The organism is Halobacillus sp. SY10 (genome assembly GCF_045401165.1).
Taxonomy (GTDB): Bacteria; Bacillota; Bacilli; order Bacillales; family Halobacillaceae; genus Halobacillus; species Halobacillus aidingensis.
In genome coordinates this window covers 218,346-239,007 of record NZ_CP174345.1, presented here as the reverse complement: position 1 = coordinate 239,007, position 20,662 = coordinate 218,346, and the positions used below count along the sequence as shown (strand labels likewise).

The 20,662-nt window shown below is 44.3% G+C and carries 25 protein-coding genes; 6 read left to right on the top strand and 19 right to left on the bottom strand.

Annotated features, from left to right (window positions below; genetic code table 11):
• Positions 1–2 precede the first annotated feature (2 nt).
• Both ACJA3J_RS01350 and ACJA3J_RS01345 read left to right on the top strand, forming a co-directional pair.
• On the top strand, positions 3–1,637 hold the full coding sequence (locus ACJA3J_RS01350) for a thiamine pyrophosphate-binding protein (RefSeq protein ID WP_115893281.1): 1,635 nt from the start codon (positions 3–5) through the stop codon (positions 1,635–1,637).
• Positions 1,638–1,730: 93 nt separating this feature from the next.
• Complete coding sequence (locus ACJA3J_RS01345) at positions 1,731–2,204, top strand: PCYCGC motif-containing (lipo)protein (RefSeq protein WP_115893280.1); 474 nt, start codon at positions 1,731–1,733, stop codon at positions 2,202–2,204.
• Between the two features lie 65 nt (positions 2,205–2,269).
• Here ACJA3J_RS01345 and ACJA3J_RS01340 read toward each other — a convergent pair whose 3' ends face one another.
• The 7 genes from ACJA3J_RS01340 to ACJA3J_RS01310 all read right to left on the bottom strand — a co-directional run bounded on the left by ACJA3J_RS01340 (position 2,270) and on the right by ACJA3J_RS01310 (position 7,827).
• Positions 2,270–2,650 (bottom strand): VOC family protein, encoded by a 381-nt coding sequence (locus ACJA3J_RS01340; protein ID WP_089652942.1) that lies wholly within the window; start codon positions 2,648–2,650, stop codon positions 2,270–2,272.
• Between the two features lie 132 nt (positions 2,651–2,782).
• On the bottom strand, positions 2,783–3,541 hold the full coding sequence (locus ACJA3J_RS01335) for a sulfite exporter TauE/SafE family protein (RefSeq protein ID WP_406945306.1): 759 nt from the start codon (positions 3,539–3,541) through the stop codon (positions 2,783–2,785).
• Positions 3,542–3,568: 27 nt separating this feature from the next.
• Entirely contained in the window at positions 3,569–3,952 is a 384-nt protein-coding gene (locus tag ACJA3J_RS01330; RefSeq protein ID WP_115893278.1) for a hypothetical protein, read from the bottom strand.
• 96 nt (positions 3,953–4,048) lie between these two features.
• A complete protein-coding gene (locus ACJA3J_RS01325) occupies positions 4,049–4,570 on the bottom strand; it encodes an RNA polymerase sigma factor (protein WP_089652882.1) in 522 nt (173 codons plus the stop codon).
• Positions 4,571–4,588: 18 nt separating this feature from the next.
• The gene (locus ACJA3J_RS01320; RefSeq protein WP_406945305.1) at positions 4,589–6,583 is read right to left on the bottom strand and encodes a DUF6449 domain-containing protein; all 1,995 of its coding nucleotides are present in this window, start codon (positions 6,581–6,583) and stop codon (positions 4,589–4,591) included.
• On the bottom strand, positions 6,558–7,457 hold the full coding sequence (locus tag ACJA3J_RS01315; RefSeq protein ID WP_115893275.1) for an ABC transporter ATP-binding protein: 900 nt from the start codon (positions 7,455–7,457) through the stop codon (positions 6,558–6,560). The genes ACJA3J_RS01320 and ACJA3J_RS01315 overlap by 26 nt, the downstream gene beginning before the upstream one ends.
• Positions 7,450–7,827 (bottom strand): GntR family transcriptional regulator, encoded by a 378-nt coding sequence (locus ACJA3J_RS01310; protein ID WP_089652885.1) that lies wholly within the window; start codon positions 7,825–7,827, stop codon positions 7,450–7,452. The genes ACJA3J_RS01315 and ACJA3J_RS01310 overlap by 8 nt, the downstream gene beginning before the upstream one ends.
• Before the next feature lie 209 nt (positions 7,828–8,036).
• Here ACJA3J_RS01310 and ACJA3J_RS01305 point away from each other — a divergent pair, with 209 nt between their 5' ends.
• The gene (locus tag ACJA3J_RS01305) at positions 8,037–8,837 is read left to right on the top strand and encodes a DUF2935 domain-containing protein (RefSeq protein WP_406945304.1); all 801 of its coding nucleotides are present in this window, start codon (positions 8,037–8,039) and stop codon (positions 8,835–8,837) included.
• A gap of 82 nt (positions 8,838–8,919) precedes the next feature.
• Here ACJA3J_RS01305 and ACJA3J_RS01300 read toward each other — a convergent pair whose 3' ends face one another.
• Positions 8,920–9,516 (bottom strand): flavin reductase family protein, encoded by a 597-nt coding sequence (locus tag ACJA3J_RS01300; protein ID WP_181898525.1) that lies wholly within the window; start codon positions 9,514–9,516, stop codon positions 8,920–8,922.
• A gap of 141 nt (positions 9,517–9,657) precedes the next feature.
• Between ACJA3J_RS01300 and ACJA3J_RS01295 the strand changes: the two genes are divergently transcribed.
• A complete protein-coding gene (locus tag ACJA3J_RS01295) occupies positions 9,658–11,073 on the top strand; it encodes a sodium:alanine symporter family protein (RefSeq protein ID WP_089652886.1) in 1,416 nt (471 codons plus the stop codon).
• A 30-nt stretch (positions 11,074–11,103) separates the two neighbouring features.
• Here the strand turns inward: ACJA3J_RS01295 and ACJA3J_RS01290 are convergent, their stop codons facing one another.
• The 3 genes from ACJA3J_RS01290 to ACJA3J_RS01280 all read right to left on the bottom strand — a co-directional run bounded on the left by ACJA3J_RS01290 (position 11,104) and on the right by ACJA3J_RS01280 (position 12,621).
• On the bottom strand, positions 11,104–11,361 hold the full coding sequence (locus tag ACJA3J_RS01290) for a hypothetical protein (RefSeq protein ID WP_160917453.1): 258 nt from the start codon (positions 11,359–11,361) through the stop codon (positions 11,104–11,106).
• A 102-nt stretch (positions 11,362–11,463) separates the two neighbouring features.
• The gene (locus ACJA3J_RS01285; RefSeq protein ID WP_406945303.1) at positions 11,464–12,045 is read right to left on the bottom strand and encodes a cell wall hydrolase; all 582 of its coding nucleotides are present in this window, start codon (positions 12,043–12,045) and stop codon (positions 11,464–11,466) included.
• Positions 12,046–12,183: 138 nt separating this feature from the next.
• On the bottom strand, positions 12,184–12,621 hold the full coding sequence (locus ACJA3J_RS01280) for an OsmC family protein (protein ID WP_089652889.1): 438 nt from the start codon (positions 12,619–12,621) through the stop codon (positions 12,184–12,186).
• A 208-nt stretch (positions 12,622–12,829) separates the two neighbouring features.
• Between ACJA3J_RS01280 and ACJA3J_RS01275 the strand changes: the two genes are divergently transcribed.
• Positions 12,830–13,411, top strand: coding sequence for a CDP-alcohol phosphatidyltransferase family protein (locus ACJA3J_RS01275; RefSeq protein WP_089652890.1), 582 nt, complete (start codon positions 12,830–12,832; stop codon positions 13,409–13,411).
• A 13-nt stretch (positions 13,412–13,424) separates the two neighbouring features.
• Here ACJA3J_RS01275 and ACJA3J_RS01270 read toward each other — a convergent pair whose 3' ends face one another.
• From ACJA3J_RS01270 to ACJA3J_RS01235, 8 genes are all read right to left on the bottom strand, one after another.
• Positions 13,425–14,111 carry a Crp/Fnr family transcriptional regulator gene (locus ACJA3J_RS01270; protein ID WP_089652891.1) on the bottom strand — a complete coding sequence of 229 codons (687 nt, stop codon included), beginning with the start codon at positions 14,109–14,111 and terminating at the stop codon, positions 13,425–13,427.
• 56 nt (positions 14,112–14,167) lie between these two features.
• Positions 14,168–15,124: a UV DNA damage repair endonuclease UvsE gene (gene uvsE / locus ACJA3J_RS01265; protein WP_089652892.1), complete on the bottom strand. Its 957-nt coding sequence runs from the start codon at positions 15,122–15,124 to the stop codon at positions 14,168–14,170.
• A 242-nt stretch (positions 15,125–15,366) separates the two neighbouring features.
• Positions 15,367–16,308: a nuclease-related domain-containing protein gene (locus ACJA3J_RS01260; protein WP_406945302.1), complete on the bottom strand. Its 942-nt coding sequence runs from the start codon at positions 16,306–16,308 to the stop codon at positions 15,367–15,369.
• An 89-nt stretch (positions 16,309–16,397) separates the two neighbouring features.
• Positions 16,398–17,222 carry an aldo/keto reductase gene (locus tag ACJA3J_RS01255; protein WP_089652894.1) on the bottom strand — a complete coding sequence of 275 codons (825 nt, stop codon included), beginning with the start codon at positions 17,220–17,222 and terminating at the stop codon, positions 16,398–16,400.
• A gap of 115 nt (positions 17,223–17,337) precedes the next feature.
• On the bottom strand, positions 17,338–18,177 hold the full coding sequence (locus ACJA3J_RS01250; RefSeq protein WP_208599176.1) for an S-adenosyl-l-methionine hydroxide adenosyltransferase family protein: 840 nt from the start codon (positions 18,175–18,177) through the stop codon (positions 17,338–17,340).
• A gap of 75 nt (positions 18,178–18,252) precedes the next feature.
• The gene (locus tag ACJA3J_RS01245; protein ID WP_406945301.1) at positions 18,253–18,741 is read right to left on the bottom strand and encodes a DUF1189 family protein; all 489 of its coding nucleotides are present in this window, start codon (positions 18,739–18,741) and stop codon (positions 18,253–18,255) included.
• Positions 18,742–18,755: 14 nt separating this feature from the next.
• On the bottom strand, positions 18,756–19,004 hold the full coding sequence (locus ACJA3J_RS01240; RefSeq protein ID WP_089652897.1) for a DUF1450 domain-containing protein: 249 nt from the start codon (positions 19,002–19,004) through the stop codon (positions 18,756–18,758).
• Positions 19,005–19,037: 33 nt separating this feature from the next.
• Positions 19,038–19,970, bottom strand: coding sequence for a bifunctional riboflavin kinase/FAD synthetase (locus tag ACJA3J_RS01235; protein WP_406945300.1), 933 nt, complete (start codon positions 19,968–19,970; stop codon positions 19,038–19,040).
• Positions 19,971–20,111: 141 nt separating this feature from the next.
• Here ACJA3J_RS01235 and ACJA3J_RS01230 point away from each other — a divergent pair, with 141 nt between their 5' ends.
• A complete protein-coding gene (locus ACJA3J_RS01230; protein ID WP_089652899.1) occupies positions 20,112–20,651 on the top strand; it encodes an HD domain-containing protein in 540 nt (179 codons plus the stop codon).
• Positions 20,652–20,662 lie beyond the last annotated feature (11 nt).

The window sequence follows — 20,662 nt, the reverse complement described above, 5'->3', positions numbered from 1 at the left end:
CTATGAAATCTGTTCGTGCTGTGTTGGATTACTTGGTTGCTGGTGAGGTATCTTATATTTTCGGAATACCGGCAGGATCTGTGAATGCTTTCTTTGATGAACTTTACGATACTCCTTCGATCACACCAATTGTTACCAAACATGAAGGGGCCGCGTCTTATATGGCAGCTGCTTACGCAAAGTATTCGGACTCCCTCGGTGTATGTATTGGAAGCAGCGGCCCTGGAGGAACAAACCTTGTGACAGGGGCAGCGAATGCCATGCGTGAACACCTCCCTGTACTATTTTTAACAGGAGCGGTTCCTGTAGACACTGTCGGTTTGAACGCTTCTCAAGAGTTACATGCCGACCCGCTTTACCACTCTGTCACGAAATACAGTCAGAGAGTCGACCGTGCAGAAGACCTGCTTCCCGAAATTCACAAAGCCGTGGAGATCGCTATGACAGGAGTCCCCGGTCCCGTCCACATCGCCATGCCGATTGATGTTCAATTGACAGACATTCTGGAACCAGCCATTCCGACGTTCCCCCAACGAACGCCATTGCTTCCAACGGATGAGGTGGTCTTAGAAACAGCCAAAACGCTCGCATCAAGTGAAAGTGGCTTCCTATTCGTAGGACAAGGGATTCGTGGGGCAGTAGATGATGTTCTTGAACTTGCCGAAACATTGAACTGGCCGATTGTCACAAGTCCTCAAGCCAAAGGGTTCATTCCCGACCATCACCCTTTGAAGAGAGGAATCTTCGGTTTTGCCGGACATGAAGAGGCTTCTGACCTGATCAATCATGGAAGTGAAGAAACCGTACTTGTGCTTGGCTCAAGTCTTGGGGAAACAGCCACAAACAATTGGAACCCAAATATTACGAAGAACCGGACACTTATTCAAGTCGATTATGACGCGACCGTTTTCAACAGGAAATATCCCGTGGACCATCCGCTTCATGGAGACATCGATGTAACGGTATCCTCTTTAATCACAGCATTGAACGGGTTAGGTGTTAAACGGGCACCCTTCCCGGCTATGGATTCTGCCGTTCCAGATGTGACCGAAGAGTTCAACTCACAAAACGTCTTATGGTCCTTGCAGGAAAAGCTTCCTGCCGATACTCGTTTCACAATCGACATCGGTGAATTTATGGCTTACGTCGTCCACTACATGGGTGTAAAAAGTGAAGATTCCTTTGATATCAATGTCCACTTCGGAGCGATGGGAAGCGGAATCGGAAGTGCCATTGGAGCAAAACTTGCTGACCCAGAACGTCCAACCGTAAGCATTACGGGGGACGGCTGTTTCTTCATGCACGGCATGGAACTTCTGACAGCGAAAGAATACGACATCCCTGTTTTATTTATCGTCATGAATAACTCCAGACTCGGCATGGTCCATCATGGGCATACGCTTCAATACAAACGCGCACATGAGCGCTTTGGACAGGAAGAAGTCAATATCTCCCAGATGGCTGCATCCCTCGGCGTGCCAAATGCGCGTATTGAATCCATGGAAGATCTCAATGATGAGAACTTATCAGCCATTCTAAACGCAGAAGGTCCAGCTGTCTTAGAGGTATCACTCGTTGATGATAACGTCCCTCCTATGGGCGACCGCGTGAAATTCCTATCTTCGTTCGGAAAATAAATGTGACTGATGAACGAACTTTATGGAAAAGCATTGAAACTTCATGCCACCCTCTTTATGATAAAACTATCAATATGAAGAGGGTGCCTTTTTATGAAAAAATCATTATTCCTTATCCTTACGCTTTTGATCGGTACCGTCCTTGCCGGGTGCTCTTCCGAATCCGAAGAGGAAGCCCATATCGAACACGTCAATGGCGATATTAGAGAAGAGACAGCATCTGTGAAGACACTTCCATCATTCATGGATGAAAAACCACAGGAAATGCACGACATCTATATGGCTGCCGCCCAGAGTAAAGAATTGCTGGAGAACATCCCTTGCTACTGCGGATGCGGCGACAGTGTAGGGCATCGGGACAATTATGACTGCTTTGTAAACAAAACCAATGAAGATGGCAGCATCGTTTGGGACGATCACGGCACAAAATGCGGCGTTTGTATGGAGATTGCTGCACAGTCCATCATCGATTATCAGGATGGTAAATCAATAAAAGAGATTCGCGAAAAGATTGATTCTACGTACGAAAACGGCTACGCAGAACCAACACCAACACCAGCTTTATAATCTAAAAAAGACCAGAATACTCTGGTCTTTTTTCAATTCCTCTATGATTCATTTAAAATCCCATATTACTTATTTTCCATAACAGCAAAATACTGATCTTCATTGTCCGCAAAGTTAAATACTCTGCCCGTCGGCATATGAACAATTTCTCCTACGGTCACTTTTCTGTTTAACAAATCACGATGAAGCTGCTCAAAATGATCCGTAAAAAACATTAAGGAAGGTGGATCAAGGTTGAGGTCTGGAGACATTTTTGCAACCACTTCTTTATTGTGAAGGACAATAGTTGTTTCCACTCCCTCGTCTGGAGCAACCTCAATCCATCTCATTCCTTCCCCGTTATTTTCTTCAGAAATTACTACGAACCCTAATTTCTCTGTCCAAAAATTTACGGCTTCATCCTGGTCGTTCACATACAACATAATTTGACCTACTTTACTAAGCACCATTCTTCACTCTCTGACAGTGATACTTAACTATTCGCTAGTTGGAGTGGGAATCCCTCTTATTATAGAAGCCTCTAAACGATGTCTCCCGCAATCTTGTCATTTTGCAGAAAAACTTTTAGCAGACCGGTTTTATGTAAAGAAGAATAGCCTGATCGCCATGGCAATGACGGCGACGATAAGGAACCTTTGGATCCACTTGTCCCCATGCTTGACCGCAAATTTGCTGCCTAAAAAAGCACCGAGGCTCGTACCGATGGCCAGCGTAATTCCATACCCCCAATGAATTTGGTCATTGACGACGAAAACCACCAAGGCCGACAATGTATAAACGGCAACGACAAAAACTTTGATGCTATTAATCTTCACTAAAGACATGCCAGTCACTAAGGTCAGCGCTGCTATGATCACAAAGCCTACACCTGCTTGGATGAACCCTCCATAGATGCCTATAAAAAAGAAGATAAGAACCAAACCTATGTTTTTCATCCGAGAGTTCTGGCCGCTTGCCGTTGCCGCGGACAGGTTTTTGTGAGGTTTCCATATCATGATCACTAAAACCACAATCATGACAATGGATAGAATACGATTGAATAGATCATCCGGGATATTCACCGCAATTTGTGCACCAACGATCGAACCGATGAGAGCCGGGATCGCTAATAGGAGACTGAACTTGCCATCAAAATAGCCGTCTTTACGATAAGAGGCGATAGCGACAATATTCTGTGCCATCAACGCAATTCGGTTGGTACCATTGGCTACGGCGGAAGGCAGTCCGAAGAAAATGAGTATAGGCAGTGTTAAAAGAGACCCTCCACCTGCGATGACGTTAATAAAGCCTGCTCCAATCCCTACCCCTAAAATAGCGAGAAAAGATAGAATGGTCACGATCTCCCCCCCCCCTTTCTATTTAATTTAATCTGGTGCGCCTGCACGATCTATATATTCTGCTACTTCATCCAAGTTCGTCGTCTTCAACACAATTCCTTCTCGATTTAAAATGAAATAGGTCGGGAAACGAACAATTTCTTCTCCATGCGCTTGTATAGGGGCTTCTTTTTTCACTTGAACGTCCACCTGAGTAAGGTCGATCGCTTCATTCGCTTGCATTTTGGCTACAAGATCATACATCCGTTCATATTCTGGATCCGACTCTCCTTCAGTCGGCACTTCCTCGACAAAGGCCTGAAAGTGGATGTCCCCTTCCCTCTCAGGTAATGGCAGGGACTGTTGTTTATTTGTACACCCCGTCAATATGAACAGTAAAATGATCAAACACCAAAGATACGTATTTCTCATATCATTCACCTCCTTCTTTCTATCTCCTCATACAAAAAAATATAACATCCACCGATAAAAAAAGCAGAACCTCCGATTTGAGGTCCTGCTTTTGAACTATGCCGTAGAGTAATGGTGTATTACTTCTCCCAGCTTCCCTTTCATGGCCTGCCTTGCCCGGTGAAGGCGTGATTTAACGGCCGCTTGTGTGATATGAAGCGTTTGCGCGATTTCCTTTTCTTGCAGTTGTTTATCGTAACTTAATTGAAACACCGCACGAAGCTTAGGGGACAATGTGCTGATCCGCTTCTTGATGTCTTCTTCAAGATGACGGCATTCACATATATGTTCGACATCAGATGCAGCATTCTCGTAGAAAGGTTGAGGTACCGGCATTTCCTCTATCGGCAAAAGGACCGCCTTCTTTTCTTTGCGCAGAAGGTCAATCGCTTTCCGGTGGGCGATGGTGGAAAGCCATGCTCCCACCTTCCCTTCTTCACGGACTTCATCGAGTTTATTGTACGCTTTTATAAAGGTTTCTTGAAGGATATCCTCGGCTGAACTAGGGTTCTTTGTCACTTTTAAAGCTGTGTAATAGACACGATGATAATATTGTTCATACATCTCACAAAAGTCCATCTTCCTGTATCTCTCCCTTTATTCGAAGTGTTCCTTTATAAAGTTCGGCGCGTCACCTTCATCGAAACTTAGGACCTCGTAAGGTTCAGGGTCGTTTTTATCGAAATAAAAAGCTACAAGATAAGCTCCCTCTTCTTTATTTGCTTTTCCTTCGAAGAGCGTTTCGATTTGCGCATTCTTTGTAACTTCAAGAGGTTCAATGTCATCTCCTCTTAATCGTTCAAACACAAATCGAGGTCTGCTATATCGATCGTCTAGACTTTGAGGCCAGCTGTAGACTTCAGCACGCTGTACGTCTTCGGCCTGGGTCATCACTTGTTCGTACATGCCCTCTTCTTTCAACCACTCCATCGTATTTTCATAGGATGGGTAAAGGCGAACATAATATGGATTCTCACGTGTACCATTCACGGTAAAGGTAACCCCTGTATCCAATCCTTTTGGTGTAACCATTTCGTCATATGAAAGTTGTTCAAGGTCCTGTTTTAACACTTCCATAAATGCAGAGATTTTCTCCGGATCGTATAAATCCTTTCCGACCTGACCTGAATAAGGGTGCATCAACAATTGATTAATTTCAGAAACATCCAATGCAAGCACAGGATATTGAATACTTTTGTATTCTTGTGTTTCATAAACAGATTTCTTCTCATCCCTCACTTTTTTTTCATCTATACGATACTGGCGATAGATCTCACTTCCGTCCTCCATTTGATAGACAAAGAAGAAATAATCTTCCCCTTTCTTTAAAGGGTTACTCACATTGATTAGCTTCTCATGAAGGTTTATCGCAGATTGTATTGCCGCTTCAGAAGTAATGTAAGGAACTTTCATATCGTGATCAGCAAGTTGTTGATATTCCCAATATCCACTACTGATATAGACCTTTTCTACTTCATTCTGTTCAGGGACATAGGATTCATAATTCTGCCAAAGGAGTGGAATAGCAGCAATCAATACACCAGCAGCCACACCATAACCCAGCCACCCCTTTAAGTTTTTCAAGTTGAAAACTCTCCAAGTTTTTTCAAGCAGCATGGTAGCTGCGGCAAAACCGAACGTTCCGCCAATGACATAACCCGTGATCATCCAACTATAAGTATTTTGGGCAACACTGAAATACATACCTCCAAACAAAGCGAAGCAGAAGGTTACCCCCAGTTTGAAAACCGGGTTCAGGGCGCTTACCGCTAACGCACGGCCTGCCGCTTCCAGAGGACGTTTTTTATACAGCCACACGGAAGCCACGTAAAAGAGAATGGCTATGCCCCCATAAATGAATAGGGATAGAACCTCTACAGGGACACTTACCTCCTCCGGACCATAGCTCCGATATTCTAAAAGGTCCACAAGTGGTGAAAAATACTGAACGGAACGGTCCAACACCATGTCACCTGAATACCCTTTGATATAAGAGGTTAGGTGAAAAGCAATCAACCCATATAACCCCACAGGTAAAAATAGTAGAATGAAAGTCAAAACTCCTTGCACAGCGGATATTCCGGTTAAAGTTCCGACAAAAATGCCTGCCGCAAAAATAAGAAGGGTCATCGTCGTAAACAGCCACAGCCAGTAACTAGCATTTGCCAAAGTATAGTACTCTGTGACATCCGTTACTCCAGCCGTAATAACGAGAACCAAATAGTTCAGTAAAATCGGCAAGATTAATAGAATCATGCCTGAGAGAATATGGTGGTGAAATAGTTTCCCTCTCTTCATTGGAAAACTGTGAGCAAAATCTGAAGCTCCTTTGACATGCAGGTAACGGAATAAAAACACCGCCATCAGCACAGGCATCACAATTAATAATAGGGACTGAAGCTCATAAGCAAATATACCGCCAAATAACCCACGATCATCTGTGATACGAGGTTCATCTCTACCGAATTCCATGAATAATTGCATCGGTACAATGAAGAACAATCCTAAAAAGTAAACGATACTGACCCATCCGACATTTCGGAAATCCTGCTTGATGATCTCTTTATTAAACGAGGATGTTTTCGAACGCATACCCGACACCTCCCATTTCATAAATAAAGATCTCCTCAAGCGTAAGTGGAAGCCTGTCATATACGAGAGGCCGGTGCTCTTTGATTTCAGCTGATATGTCAGCTTCACTTCCGCGGACAATCAGCAGCCAGACACTGCCACGCTTTTCTTTGTGAAGAATATCCAGATTCGCTTCCTCCGGCTGAAAGGAATCGTCATTGAAAGCGACCTGGATTTTATGAACATCGGCTTTTAAATCATCCAAATCACGTTCAAGAAGGATTTCCCCTTTATGTAGGATTCCGACATGATCACAGATGTCTTCGACTTCCCTCAAGTTATGGGAAGAAATTAATACCGTCATCTCCCGTTCAGCCACATCCTGAATGATCAAGTTCCGGACTTTCTGCCTCATAACAGCATCGAGTCCATCGAATGGCTCATCAAGAATCAAAACATCAGGCATAGCCGACATCGCCAACCAAAAGGCGACCTGACGCTGCATCCCTTTGGAAAACTGACTGATTTTCTTTTTTTCATCCAGCTGGAAGACTTTCTTTAATTTTTCATATCGTTCTTCGTTCCAACTGTCGTACATAGACCGGTTATAATCGGCCATTTGACGGGTGGTGTATTGGGGAAGAAAGTAAAGACTGTCGGGGATGAAGACCATCCTCTGTTTAACGGATTCGTTCTCAAACACGTCATCCTCCAAAATATGAACCTGGCCATTATTCTGTTTGAGAATACCCGTTAGAATTCTCATTAATGTTGTTTTCCCTGCACCATTAGAACCAAGAAGACCATAGATGGATCCTTTATTCACACGAAAAGAAACGTCATTCAAAATCTTGGTTCGATCAAACGATTTGCTGACCGTATTGACTTCAATCATCCTGCTGACCCCCTTCAACTTCACGGAGAAGAGCTGCGATCTCTTCTGAAGTCATCCCTAAATAAATCGCTTCCGCAAACAGCTTCTTCAACTCTTCTCTCACTTTTTTCAACTCCTCTTCATTGTCGACTTTTCCAGAAGGATGCACGAAGCTGCCCTTCCCCTTCAACGAGTAGATATACCCTTGCGACTCTAACTCCCGATATGCTTTCTGAATCGTATTCGGATTGATTGTCAACTGTTGGGCAAGTTCCCTCACAGAAGGCAGTTTTTCATCTTCCTTCAGAACGTCATTAATAATCAGTTGCTTCAGCTTTTCCACGAGCTGCTCGTAAATCGGCTTTCGGCTCCTGACGTCCAACTCAAACATCCAGCCACCTCCAACGGTGTGTTCTATCTGTATTAACTGTATTATTACTTCTAGTACAGTAGTATATAGGAGGATCTTCCATTTGAGAAGCCCTTTTTTTATTTTTTCCAAAGAATCTCAAATTCTGCCTTGGGAAACATGACTCTTTCATGAAGAAAACAATGAGTGAATAGAATGGAAAGGATGACCTACAAAAAAGGGTGATGAACGTGAAGAACTATGCTGAACAAGCGAATTTTGAGCATCTGTTCTGGTTACAGATTCTAGGAGACCACGCACGTTTTATACGGGATTCTTTGTACGCCTCCGAAGAGGAAACTTTAAATCAAGCACGGAAATATGTCACACAATGGGATGATCTTTTAACGAAAGTACGTGAGGGTAACATTCAGGACATGGTCGACTTTTCAAAGAAAGTTGGTGAAAAAGCCCGAAAGTTTCACAAATTTAAACTCAACTTGATCGAGCGTTCCCTGTTTGGAAAAGTAAAGATCCATTTGAGCCCGACCTTCCTCAACCATATGGTCAATGAAGTAGAAGAATATTTGCTTGTGCTTGGTTTTTTAGGAAAAGGGGATGTACCTCCGTTATTTCATGAGCTGCACCACCATATGCTGTGGTTGATGGATGCTTCAGGCCATGCTGGAGCCATTCATGATGAAATGGATGCGGTGGAAAAGAGACTCAAAGAAAAAAGTGATACGTTCCGGAAACATTTCGATCAGTTCTACATAAAAGCCGTCGAAATGAAAGGATACCTCAGAACGAATCAGCACTCCTTCCCTGCCCTGAAACGGTTCAACGATGAAGTCGATTTAGAAATGAAGATTTTCCGGACGTTCTTGAAAGAATTAGAGGAAATGGAAATGAATGAAGTCATACTCGGCACATTCTCCACCCTCATGGCTGACCATATGGCAAGGGAAGAATGCTACTACCTTTACAAATTGGCAGAAACCACAAATGGCGAATATCCCACGTGCGACCCCACCAAACCACGGGTGGAGTGAATTACCAAATAATGTATGACCTGGTACACCAGTAAATGTAAAAAAGCCGCAGGGCCTTTGCTAAAGGTCCTGCGGCTTTTTTTCATTTGGGTAGGTGGTCGTTGGGGAGTGGGAAGAAGTCCCGGATGTAGCTGTAGTCTCCGGCCATCCGTCCGACAGGTTTCAGTTTGTGCGGATTCACTTTGTCTGTTTCTTCGTAAACGTCATCTTGAATGTGGTATCCAACCAACTTTCCTAAAACTAGATTCCCTTCACCGATTTCGATGACCCGATCGAGCTCACATTCCATGTGAACGGGTGACTGTTTCACCCTTGGCACGGAAACGAAATCGCCTTCTTCAAATTCTGTCCCCGCCATCTCAAATTCATCGACATTAGAGTCATATTCTTTACTGCTTTCATGCATCTGGTTAGCCAGAGGTTCCGAAACGACATTGATAATGAACTGTTTTGTCTCTCTTATGTTTTTCAGTGTATCTTTATCTTTGTCCACACTTCCTACAGAAAAACAAAGCGTAATCGGACTCATGGAGGCTACCGTAAAGAAACTGAACGGAGCCAAATTGCGGATGCCATCCTGACTTACTGTCGAAACCCAGGCAATCGGACGCGGCACCACTGCTCCTTTAATTAACTTGCTCATGGAATGGTTTTGAAAATTCTCTTCGCTAATAATCACATGACCCCTCCTCTATCTTTCTTCTAGTGTACGTCTTTTTCCCTTAAGTCTCACCTTCTTCATTTCAAAATTGATGGGTTTAACATTATACGAAAAGGGAATATATGGGTATCTTACAGTTTGTCGAAAGGGGATCTTTCATTGGGAGATTTATGGAATAGTATTAAAGAGGGGATCACAACGATTTCCGACTTTTTATGGACGTATCCATTAGCGATTATTTTAATTCTGGGTGGAATCTTCCTCACCATCCGAATAAAGTTTTTCCAATTCCGCTTTTTTGGACATGTCCTCCACCAAACCATCGGACAAATTTTCAAGAAAACAAAAAAGAAAGGAACCATCACCCCATTCCAGGCTTTCACTTCAGCTTTAGCTTCTACAGCAGGGGCAACAAATATCGTCGGTGTGCCTATCGCGATCTCTTTAGGTGGACCAGGTGCTTTGTTTTGGATGTGGCTTGTCGCTTTAATCGGAATGGCTACAAAGTACAGTGAAATTTTATTAGGCATGAAATACAGGGAAAAGAACGACAAAAACATTTGGGTCGGCGGGCCTCAATATTACATAAAAAAGGCCCTTGGATGGAAATGGGTCTCAACAGCCTTCGCCTTTTTCCTAATGATTGAATTAATCCCCAGTACGATGGTGCAATCAAACTCCATCGCTACCCAAACAGAGGGGGCCTTCGGATGGCCGGTTGAAATTACAGGGATGGTCATGTGTGCGGCAATCGCCATCGTTGTTTTCGGTGGAATCAAGCGAATTGCCAAGGTCACAGATAAGATGGTACCAGGCATGGTGCTCATTTATCTAGCTGTCTGTTTTTACGTTATTTTTGCCAATATCGATCAAATCCCTAACGTATTCGGGTTGATCTTCACCCATGCTTTCACACCAATTTCGGCAACTGGAGGGTTTGCCGGGGCAGCCGTCGCTCAAGCGTTACGCTGGGGAATTGCACGTGGCCTCTACTCTAACGAAGCGGGGCTTGGAACAGCATCGATTGCCCATGCAGCAGCAAAAACTGACCACCCGTCCCGCCAAGCGTTATGGGGAATCTTCAGTGTTTTCGTAGATACAATTGTCATTTGTACTGTATCCGGTTTGACCGTCCTCGTGACGGGTGCTTGGCAGGAAGTAGGTGGAAGTGATGCATCGAATATGATTAACGTTGCCATCGGTTCCGAATTCGGGGATGCGTTCGGAGGCAGTTTCATCACGGTATTTTTACTCTTTTTTGTCATTACGACCATCGGTGTCCTCGTCTTTTATGGTGAAAAACAAGCGGAGTACCTCTTTGGTTTACGGGCGGCCAAAATCATGCGTATTGTCTACATCGTTGCCGTATTCGTAGGAGCGATTGGAGGACTTCAATTCGTCTGGCAGTTCCTCGACTTGATTTTAGCCTTCGTCCTGCTCACAAACATCATTCCTTTACTGTTTTTGCACAAGGAAATCGCTGCGTTAACGGATGACTATGTAAACCGTGTGTACAAAAAACGGACGAAGAAAAGGAAAGTCCAGCTGTTTGATGAAGAAGAAGATGCGAGTTAAACCGATAGCATTAGAAAAGGAGATTCCTGTCTAGGAATCTCCTTTTCCTTTTTCCCATTTCCCCTCTTTGACCAATTGTTCCTTAAGTACATGGAATAGATTGTCATGAACGCGTGCGTATGGAGCACCATTGGCCTTCGTGCGTTCTGGGTGTTTTGAGGAATGCTCAATGGTTGTTACATGATGGGGCTTTTTTCCTTCTTTCACATTCAATACATAAACTTGGATCGTATGTTCATCCCTCTGATGAATGTTCATTTCCATACCATAAATCATTTGATTGCTCATAGCTCTCTCCTTTGCTTATGTAGACATGCTCCTTTATGAGTACGATACTCCGTAAAAAAAGTTACAAAAAAAGCACCTGCATGAGGTGCTTTTCAAAATTTATTATCTCAAGAAAACGTGGTCGCCAATGACTGTGGTCACTTCTTTACTGCTCAAATAGTCACTTTGAGCTTTATCAGGGTTATAGAAAAATAGAGACTCGCGGTCATACCCTTGATAAGCAATGGCTTCATTGACCGCACGTTTGGACTCAGCGCTTGCCGCCTGATTAATCGTACCATTCAGAACAGGAGAGAACTGAATGCCGTCATAGATTACGCCTTTCAAGGAATCTGGGAAAAGGTCACTATCTACACGATTCAAAACAACCGTAGCCACCGCAACTTTACCCGCGTAGCTTTCACCCTTAGCCTCTGCTTCTACTAGACGGGCGAGTAAATCTTTTTCAGATTCATTAAGAGCAACAGGAAGCTGCAACTGCTCCCCAGGGTGGATTTCTGCATTGGACTTATTGTTCATCGCCTGCAATTGCTGGGCAGAAACGCCATGTTCCATAGCAATTTTATAAATAGAATCGCCCTTTTGGACGGTGTGAGTATTGGCATGTGCAAAACTTTCGACAGGGAAGGAGAAAGCAAGCAAACTAACTGCAGCTGTTCCTGTCAGCAAGAATTTTTTGAACATTTAAAATCTACCTCCTTATCTGGTTCTCTAATAAAGTAACATAGGAGGAATGAGAGATTCATTATTAATTCTTTCCATCGTTTCCATGGAAATCTCTTAACAAAAAAAGAGGCCCCCTAAGGAGCCTCATCGTATTTGTTAGGCTTTCTGCCAGTCTACATTCAAAGTAACGCCCGCTGCTTTCAGCGTTGTGAACACAGGACAGCGCTGGTCTACGGTTTCCCGAAGTTCTTCAATGCGATCCTGGGACTCTGAAGTTTCTACTTCCGCTTTGATGTTCACCGTATCAAAATACGGTTTTACATCTGCCGTTCCCATCAAACCACGCATATCCAAGGTTCCATTAATATCAAAGGAAATGCTCTGAAGATCGAACTTCATTTCCTTTGCCACCATATTCGCAATCACCGTTTCACAGCCTGCGAGCGAACCTAACATGGTCGCAAGTGGATCAGCACCTTCATCTGTCCCGCCCATTTGTTTCGGCTCATCAATCGTCAATGAATGCTTACCAGCTTCGATTTCCGATTTCATCCCTTGGGACTTACTCGTAATTGCTACTTTATGTTCTGACATGTCTGATACCTCCTTGTTGTGGGTTACAGGAATACTATACACCCTGTTCTTTTTTTACAAACCTCATGTGCTCAACAATGTAATCTGCCTTACATTAAAAGCAGAGTGATTCTATTTGCGCGGAACGTATGCTATCGTCTAAAGGAAGATTAAATAGGGTAAAGTGGTAACAAGACGTTGTTATTATTCGCTAAAGCAGGTGTTTTTTATGCTCGATACGCACGCAAGAAAATTCGTTCAACCATCCATAGACCGTACCGCTTCTTATTTGTTGGAAAAAGGACGTACAGCAAACGAAATTACAGTGCTCGCTTTGTTTGTCGGGGTTGGTACAAGTGTACTCTACGTTTTGGGATTTCCTATTTTAGCGGTTGTATTTTTGTGGCTATCCGGATTTTTAGACGCCGTGGATGGGACGATGGCCAGGAATACAAAAACATCGCCCTTCGGAACCGTAATGGACATTACATTCGACCGAGTTGTTGAAATCGGAATGATCGTCGCCATTGCTTATGTCCATCCAGAGGTTTTATGGCCGCTGCTCCTTCTCAGCGTTTCCATCATCGTTTCGATGACGATCTTTTTAGTCGTAGGGGCCGTGTCTGAAAAAGCAGGAATTAAATCCTTTTACTATCAGGCTGGACTTGCGGAGCGTACAGAAGGCTTCGTTCTCTTCAGTGTGATGCTCTTATTTCCTTCATTCCTTTTCTGGTCAACGCTGTTATTCTTTGCTGTGGAATTGTTTACAGGAATCCAGCGCTTCATGGAGGCCAAACGGATATTAAAATAAAACCCACCTCGGCTTATGTAATGACTAAGCCGAGATGGGTTTTTGCTTTTTCTGCATCAATGGATAAGACTTGGTCCTTTTTTAAATAGCCTTCCTTTTTTAAACGACTGATTTCTGCACTTGTTGTTTCCCTCGTCGCCCCGATCATGGTCGCGATGTCCTGGTGGGTCAATTTCATCTCAACGGTCTGCCAACCATAATGACGACGGCCGCTTTTCTCACTGAGCATTAGCAGCAGATAAAGAATTCTTTCCCGTACCTCACCTAGCGCAATCTTCTCACTTCTCCTGTAAAAATCGTTCAACTTGGACGAAAGCAACTGAACGAGACGAAGGGTGATCTTCGGGTACTTTTCCATAAATCGTTCGAACTCCTCCCGACTCATCAAACAAACATATGTATCTGTCATCGCCTCCGCGTACATCTCATAATCCGTCAGGGTCAGCGTAGAGGCTTCACCAAATAGATTCCCGTCTTTCAAAATGTCCAGGGTGAACTGCTTCCCTTCCTGGTTTGTACGATATAATCGGATTTGTCCTTTTTTCAATATATATAAATGCTCAGCCGGATGTTCAGGGGAAAGGATGACTTCGCCCTTCCCTACTTTTTTCATTTCACTGATCGCATCTACATCCATCAGTTCTTCTTTTGTTAACTCTTCAAACAAATTGACTTCGGATAAGAGGGTCTGTTTATCCATCATTCCACCCCTTTCACTACCAACAATATACTTGATTCGAGGGCGCGCACGCAAAGCTAAACGTCCAAAGTCGCCTCTCCTACTCGTTTCACACCACGAATATTCGAGAAGTCTTCGACAAGCTTCAAAAGGGCACGGTCCTTTTCTTTCGCTTCAATCATAAAGTCTACAGGGGTGTCGAGTGCCTTCAATTCTTTAAGGAGAGGACGAATGAAATCCGCATCCACAAAACCGGCGTGACTCCTGTACGCCTTTTCCGACTTTGGCGAAGAGATATGAATCTTCGGTGGGAGACCCAGCCTGTCCCACGTTTTATAAAAGCGCGGCAGAATTTCAGACAGCGGTTCATCTTCCGTGTGATTGGCCATGTAATGATGGTAATCAAACATCATGGGGACCTCCTCTTTTTCGCAGACATCGAGCGTTTCCGTTGTCGTATAGGTTTTATCATCGTTCTCAAGCGTCATCTGCTGTTTAATTGGAGTCGGCAATTTATTTATATTTTCATGAAAACGAGCCACGGCTGCTTTTTTATCCCCATACGCTCCTCCCACATGCAAGTTGATATGAGATTCATTGTGAAGCCCCATCGCTTCAAGCATCGCATAGTGATACTCCATATCTTGTACGGCATTGTCTGTCACATGAGGACGGTCACTTGTAAAAAGCGTGAATTGGTTCGGGTGAAAACTCGTACGCATATGATGCGCCCGTACCAGCTCGCCAATTTCCTCGAAAAGATGACGAAAAGGCGTGATATAATCCCACTCCACCTCATCATGTGTTGCAAGCGGAATGATCGATGAAGAAAAGCGGTACAAATGGATTTCCCTCGCAATGTTGTAGTGGATGATCCGACGAGTGCGCTGCAAGTTCATTTCCGCAATTTTGTGAAGCTGCTTTATGGCTGCTTCATGGCCTAATTTTTTATAACGTGCAAATGTCATCGTTTTAGCCGGGGTCGCTTCCCATAAATTGAGCGCATGCGATACGTAACCGAACCGGATGATCATACAAAAGCTCCTTTACCGAAAAAATTGATACCTTTATGTTCCCCAGATTTGGTGGGAATAACATAGGAGTCGGTTTGTGGAGTTCTGCGTGGCTCTCTTACGCTATCCTACGAGCATTCCTCACTTTCTTGCGTGCGATCCTCGCTTCTTGCGTGCGTATCTCACTTCTTGCGTGCGTTCCTCACTTCTCGCGTGCGTATCTCAGTCCAACCACCTGGCAAGAGGTTACATGTGCTATTTCGCTAGAGGAGATACTTGATATATTTCCCACCTCCAGTTGTACTTTCTGCATATGCAGACAGAATCCGATAGACAACATACCTGGAAGTGATCCTTAAAAAATCCTGAGCTTCTTTATTACTAATTATCTTCGATACCAACACAGCATATTCTCTTAATGCTTGTTCATGAGCATCATAAGAATGGTGGTCACAGACCGTGCATATCCATCTTTTTTTCGCTCTTCTCATAAAATACTTTCCACACTCCGGACACCTCACACCTTTCTGCAGATCAGAGTGATTCAGATTGAACCGCTTCATATAATCAGGGACAAGCTCTTGATGAGCATCCGCAAACGCATGCCCAACACGCATCATTTCAACACGAGTCAGAACTTCTTCCTGATAAAACTCATTCTTCCTTTCAATCGCACCAACCAACGATGTGGCACGTATCACTTTTTCATGGATACGAGAGTCAAATGAATCAAATTCGAGGGTACACCTTCGATTTGTAAAAACAACTAGGAAATCCACGGGCACGGTAAGACCCATATGTCGCAGTAACCACTCTTCTAGCAAATCTCTCTGCCGCTCCGCCTGCTCCACGGGGTCCTGAAACCCTTCCAGGTCGCGGCGCATTTCTTTCTTCGAGCGGTGAATGGATATCTGACCTTTCATATTCTTTGCTTCAATAATTAGAATGAACGTAGGAAACAAGATTAAAGTGTCAATTTGGAAAAAGTGATGGCCATCATGAAGGCGGAGGTTGTGAAGAATGGAATGAGGTTCTTTCAAGTAGTCGAGGTGAAAATCGAGGGATTTTTCGCCGTTCCAGCCGGCTTGTTTGGTAGAGAGCATTTCTTCCACTTGGGGAATAACAGGATGGTGAGCTTTGAGGCGTTTCAGCAATATTTCCAGATGATTAATGTCAGGTGGGATAACGCGGGGTTTTATGATCATATATTCGCTCCTTTCTCCTCTATTAAAATTCATCCTCCCCCTTTTGTCCACAAAAAAAGACTGCCAACTAAGGGCAGTCTTCCTCTATTTTATCGTACGTTCATTTCAGATGGTTTCGGGCCTTTACGCTCACCGCGGTCCAACTTGTTGATGGCAGCCATGTCGTCAGCTGTCAGGTCAAAATCAAACACGTCGAAGTTTTCTTCGATGCGGGATGGCGTGATAGACTTCGGAATAACAACCGTGTCGTTCTGCAGGTGCCAGCGGATGATGACTTGCGCTGGCGTTTTGCTGTGCTTTTCAGCGATGGACTGGATCGTATCGTTTTTCAATACTTCTCCCCCTTGCATCAGCGGGCTCCATGCTTCAAGTAGAATGCCATTGTCGCGGCAGAAGTCTTTCAGCTCGTTTTGTGCCAAGTATGGGTGGCACTCGACCTGGTTGACCGCAGGCTTCACTTCACACTCGTCAAGCAGACGCTGCAGGTGATCGATATCGAAGTTACATACGCCGATCGCTTTGACTTTGCCGTCTTTTTGCAGCTGTTCAAGCGCTTTGTATGTTTCCACGTATTCATCATATTCTGGTGTCGGCCAGTGGATCAAATAAAGGTCCACATAGTCTAACCCAAGTTTATCAAGGCTCGTTTCAAAAGCCTTCAATGTGTTTTCGTACCCTTGGTCTGTGTTCCAGACTTTTGTCGTAATGAACAATTCGTCACGAGCTACACCACTCTGGCGGATCGCTTCACCGACTTGTTTTTCGTTCCCATAAATCGCAGCTGTATCAATCGAACGGTAGCCTGTTTCAATCGCTTTTGTAACGGCTGGAACCGCGTCTTTTTCTTCGACTTGCCAAACACCAAAGCCTAGTTGAGGCATTTCAATGGTGCTATGTAGCGTAACTGTCTTCATTGATCATTCTCCTTTTCTTGTAAAGGTTTTACATGGATAAGTGTAGCACAGCAAGTCCTCACAAGCTTTTATTCTGCTCATAGACAAGAGAAAAACTCCCCGTAGAAGCGGGAAGTCATTTTTCAAAAAGAATGATCCAATTCGATCCTGTGCGTATATTGTAAGCCCTGGCAAACGACCCTTGGTTGATGGCCACCGCTAAATTATCGAGGCTGTTCACATAAACGAGTGGCTCGCCTTTATGAGTATCTGCAAACGAACGGCCGAAAGTCATAGAATTATGATAAACCTCATCTCCATTATGCAAAATGGAAACGTTCAGAGTATCACCATATTCAATGTCCATCTTCTTGAAAAAGTCTCTGGGTATGTTCGTCCAGAGGTTGCCGAAACGGATATCCAGGATGTCAATGATACCCGAGACCGTTGATTCATCGACGGCAGGCTCTTTCACAGAAATCCGTTCAATCGAGTCAGGATCAAGCGCAGGTCCAACTTCTTCAAAAGTGATAACCCCTGCAGCCAAACGCGCCCCGGTATAGGCATATATATCACGTCCGTGAAAAGTATAGGACTCCCCTGACCGTGGCAGACGGTTCACTTTTTCATCAATTTCCCTGACTTCAACGATGCCCTCCGTGCGGGCGATATGGGTCAAGGTTCCATTATCCGGGGTAATGACAAAATGACCGGAACCTGTTTTTACACCAATGCTTTTTCGTGTTGATCCTACTCCAGGGTCGACGACAGATACGAATACTGTCCCCTCAGACCAGTAGGCCATCGTCTGCCACAGCCGGTAGGATCCTTCCCAAATATTGAAAGGTGGGATGTCGTGCGTCAAATCGAAGATCGACAATTGATGATCTACAGAATGCGCCACCCCATGCATGGCACTTACGGCTCCATCACTGATTCCAAAATCTGATTGCAAAACTAACGCTCTCGTCATCATATCCCCCACCTTTTCATTAAATAATGAATATTCTAACATATAAAAAAGGCAAATAGAAAAAGTACCTGCAAGAACTCAAGGTTTCGCTGGTACTTTTGGATAAACCGTAATCATCCGGTACATGTAGTAAACAAAGATCGCCATAAAAATAAGGGCGCTGATGGCGTTCGGTACGGTCAAATATTTTAATAATACGCTCAGAATCAAAGGCAGTGTACAAGCATAGGCGGTCAATTTCCACAGCTGCTGGTACGTAAGCTTCCGCGAAAGAACTTTTCGCATGAGGAGACTTCCGCCGGCAAGAATGGATACTCCGACAAGGATGAGAAAAACGATCAGCAAAGGGTAGAAAACGAGAAACTGCGCAATGTACATCCCTCGTGATACCTCTGTCAGGTTCGTCTCTAAATACAAGATCGATGCGATCATGTCCGGTGAAAAGAGGAGCAGAAGCAATACGAACAAATAACCGATCGTATGGGTGATGCCTTTCCGGTTTAAGTGGAACATCGCTTCCTTTTTCGGCAAACGCAAGCTGTTGATCAGTGAATCAAAAAACCCCATGGTCTTCCCCTGCCTTATTCAGCGTAAATCGCTAATTCTTCTTCGATTTTTGCACGGATTTTCTGCAATGCTTCTTCGGGTGTTTTTCCAAATACCCGCTGATTATTGACAAGGGCGTACGGACGGAGAGCACACATGCCGCAGAAGGATAGGCATTCACTAATGAGTACCGCCACTTCCGGGTATTCGGATTCAATGATGCTTTCGATATCCATTTCATTGATCAAGTTTCCATCACAAACTTCAACAACGACGATTCCCATGGTGCTTCCTCCTTTCTAAGATGTCAGTATCGTTTATAAGCCTAAAATCGCGCGTGCATTCTTTTCATCCTGATGCATTTGTTCAATCAATGCATCCATCCCGTCGAAATTCTCTTCATCGCGCATGTGACGCAGGAATTGGACGGTTACTTTTTGGTCGTACAAGTCTCCGGAAAAATCCAAGAGGTAAGCTTCGACCTTATACGAATCTCCATTGACCGTTGGACGATAGCCGGCACTAATCAACGTATAATAGTATTCCGGTGCTTCCTGAACTTTTTTCACGAGCCCGAGGTAGACCCCTGGCTTCACTTTGACATATTCATCAATTCCTCCGACGTTCAATGTCGGAAAGCCTAATTGTCTGCCAAGCTGCTCGCCTTTTTCCACGACCCCTGTGATTTCAAAAGGTCGTCCAAGCATCGCCTGAGCCGCTTCCATCCGTCCTTGTGTTACATGCGTTCGGATATCCGTACTGCTCACTTTTCTGTCGTGAAGCTGGACACCCGGGACGATCGAAACACCGGCACCGATTTGCTGACATAGCTCTGCCAGTCCTTCAGCGTCCGATCCTCTCCCTTTACCGAAACGGAAATCCTCACCGACGATCACATGGCGGACGTTCAACCGGTTCAAGTGCTGAAGCACGAATTCTTCAGGAGATGTCTTTGCATATTCTTTTGTAAAATGGACGTGATAATAACGATCGACACCGAATTGCTCCAAACGGGTTTGGCGATCTTCAATCGCCGATAGTGAATATTTGAATGATTCATCGCCTCTCAGCACCCATTTCGGGTGATCAGAAAAACCGTACACAGCGATTTTATCTTCCTCTGTCGCCAGTCTTTCTGCCTCCTGGAGGAGAGACTGATGTCCTAAATGAACACCATCCATTTTCCCGATGATTAATACGACGGGCTCTGAGTTGTGAGGCGGTTGTCCTTGTACTTCAATCATTTCCATTTGCAAAGCATCCCCTTCAACCTGTTGATTAAACCTATTAATTATATAATATCCATTCTTATTTAATCAACCTTTATCACTTTTTGCAATCATTCTGCCCCTTTATTTGTTATGATGAACAAAAAAAGGGGCGTGTAGTCGATGATTGAAAAAGCGAAAGCATTCGCAGCCAAAGCCCATCAGGGGCAAAAGCGCAAAAACGCTTCGGAAGACTATGTGGTCCATCCTATCCGGGTGGCGGATCTCTTAAAACAGGCCGGATTCCGTGAAGAGCTGATTTGTGCCGGCTACCTCCATGATGTGGTCGAAGACACCAGCTACACCCTCAAGGATATTGAAAGTGAATTCGGTAGGGACATCAGAGATCTCGTCGCTGCTCATACGGAAGATAAAAACAAGTCATGGCAAGAAAGAAAACAACATACAATCGACACCGTCAGGGAAGCTTCGCTTGAATTGAAAGCGTTGATTATAGCTGACAAGCTGGATAACTTACGCTCTCTGCAACAAGACATCGAAACCTATGGGAACGAGGTTTGGAAAAACTTTAACGCGGGTCCCGATGCACAGAAATGGTACAATCAATCCATCGCTGCCGTGATGACAAACGGACTGAATCCTGAAGAGGTCCCGGATTACTTTTGCGAGTACAAACATTTCGTTGAACAAACGTTTGATTAACAGAAAAACAT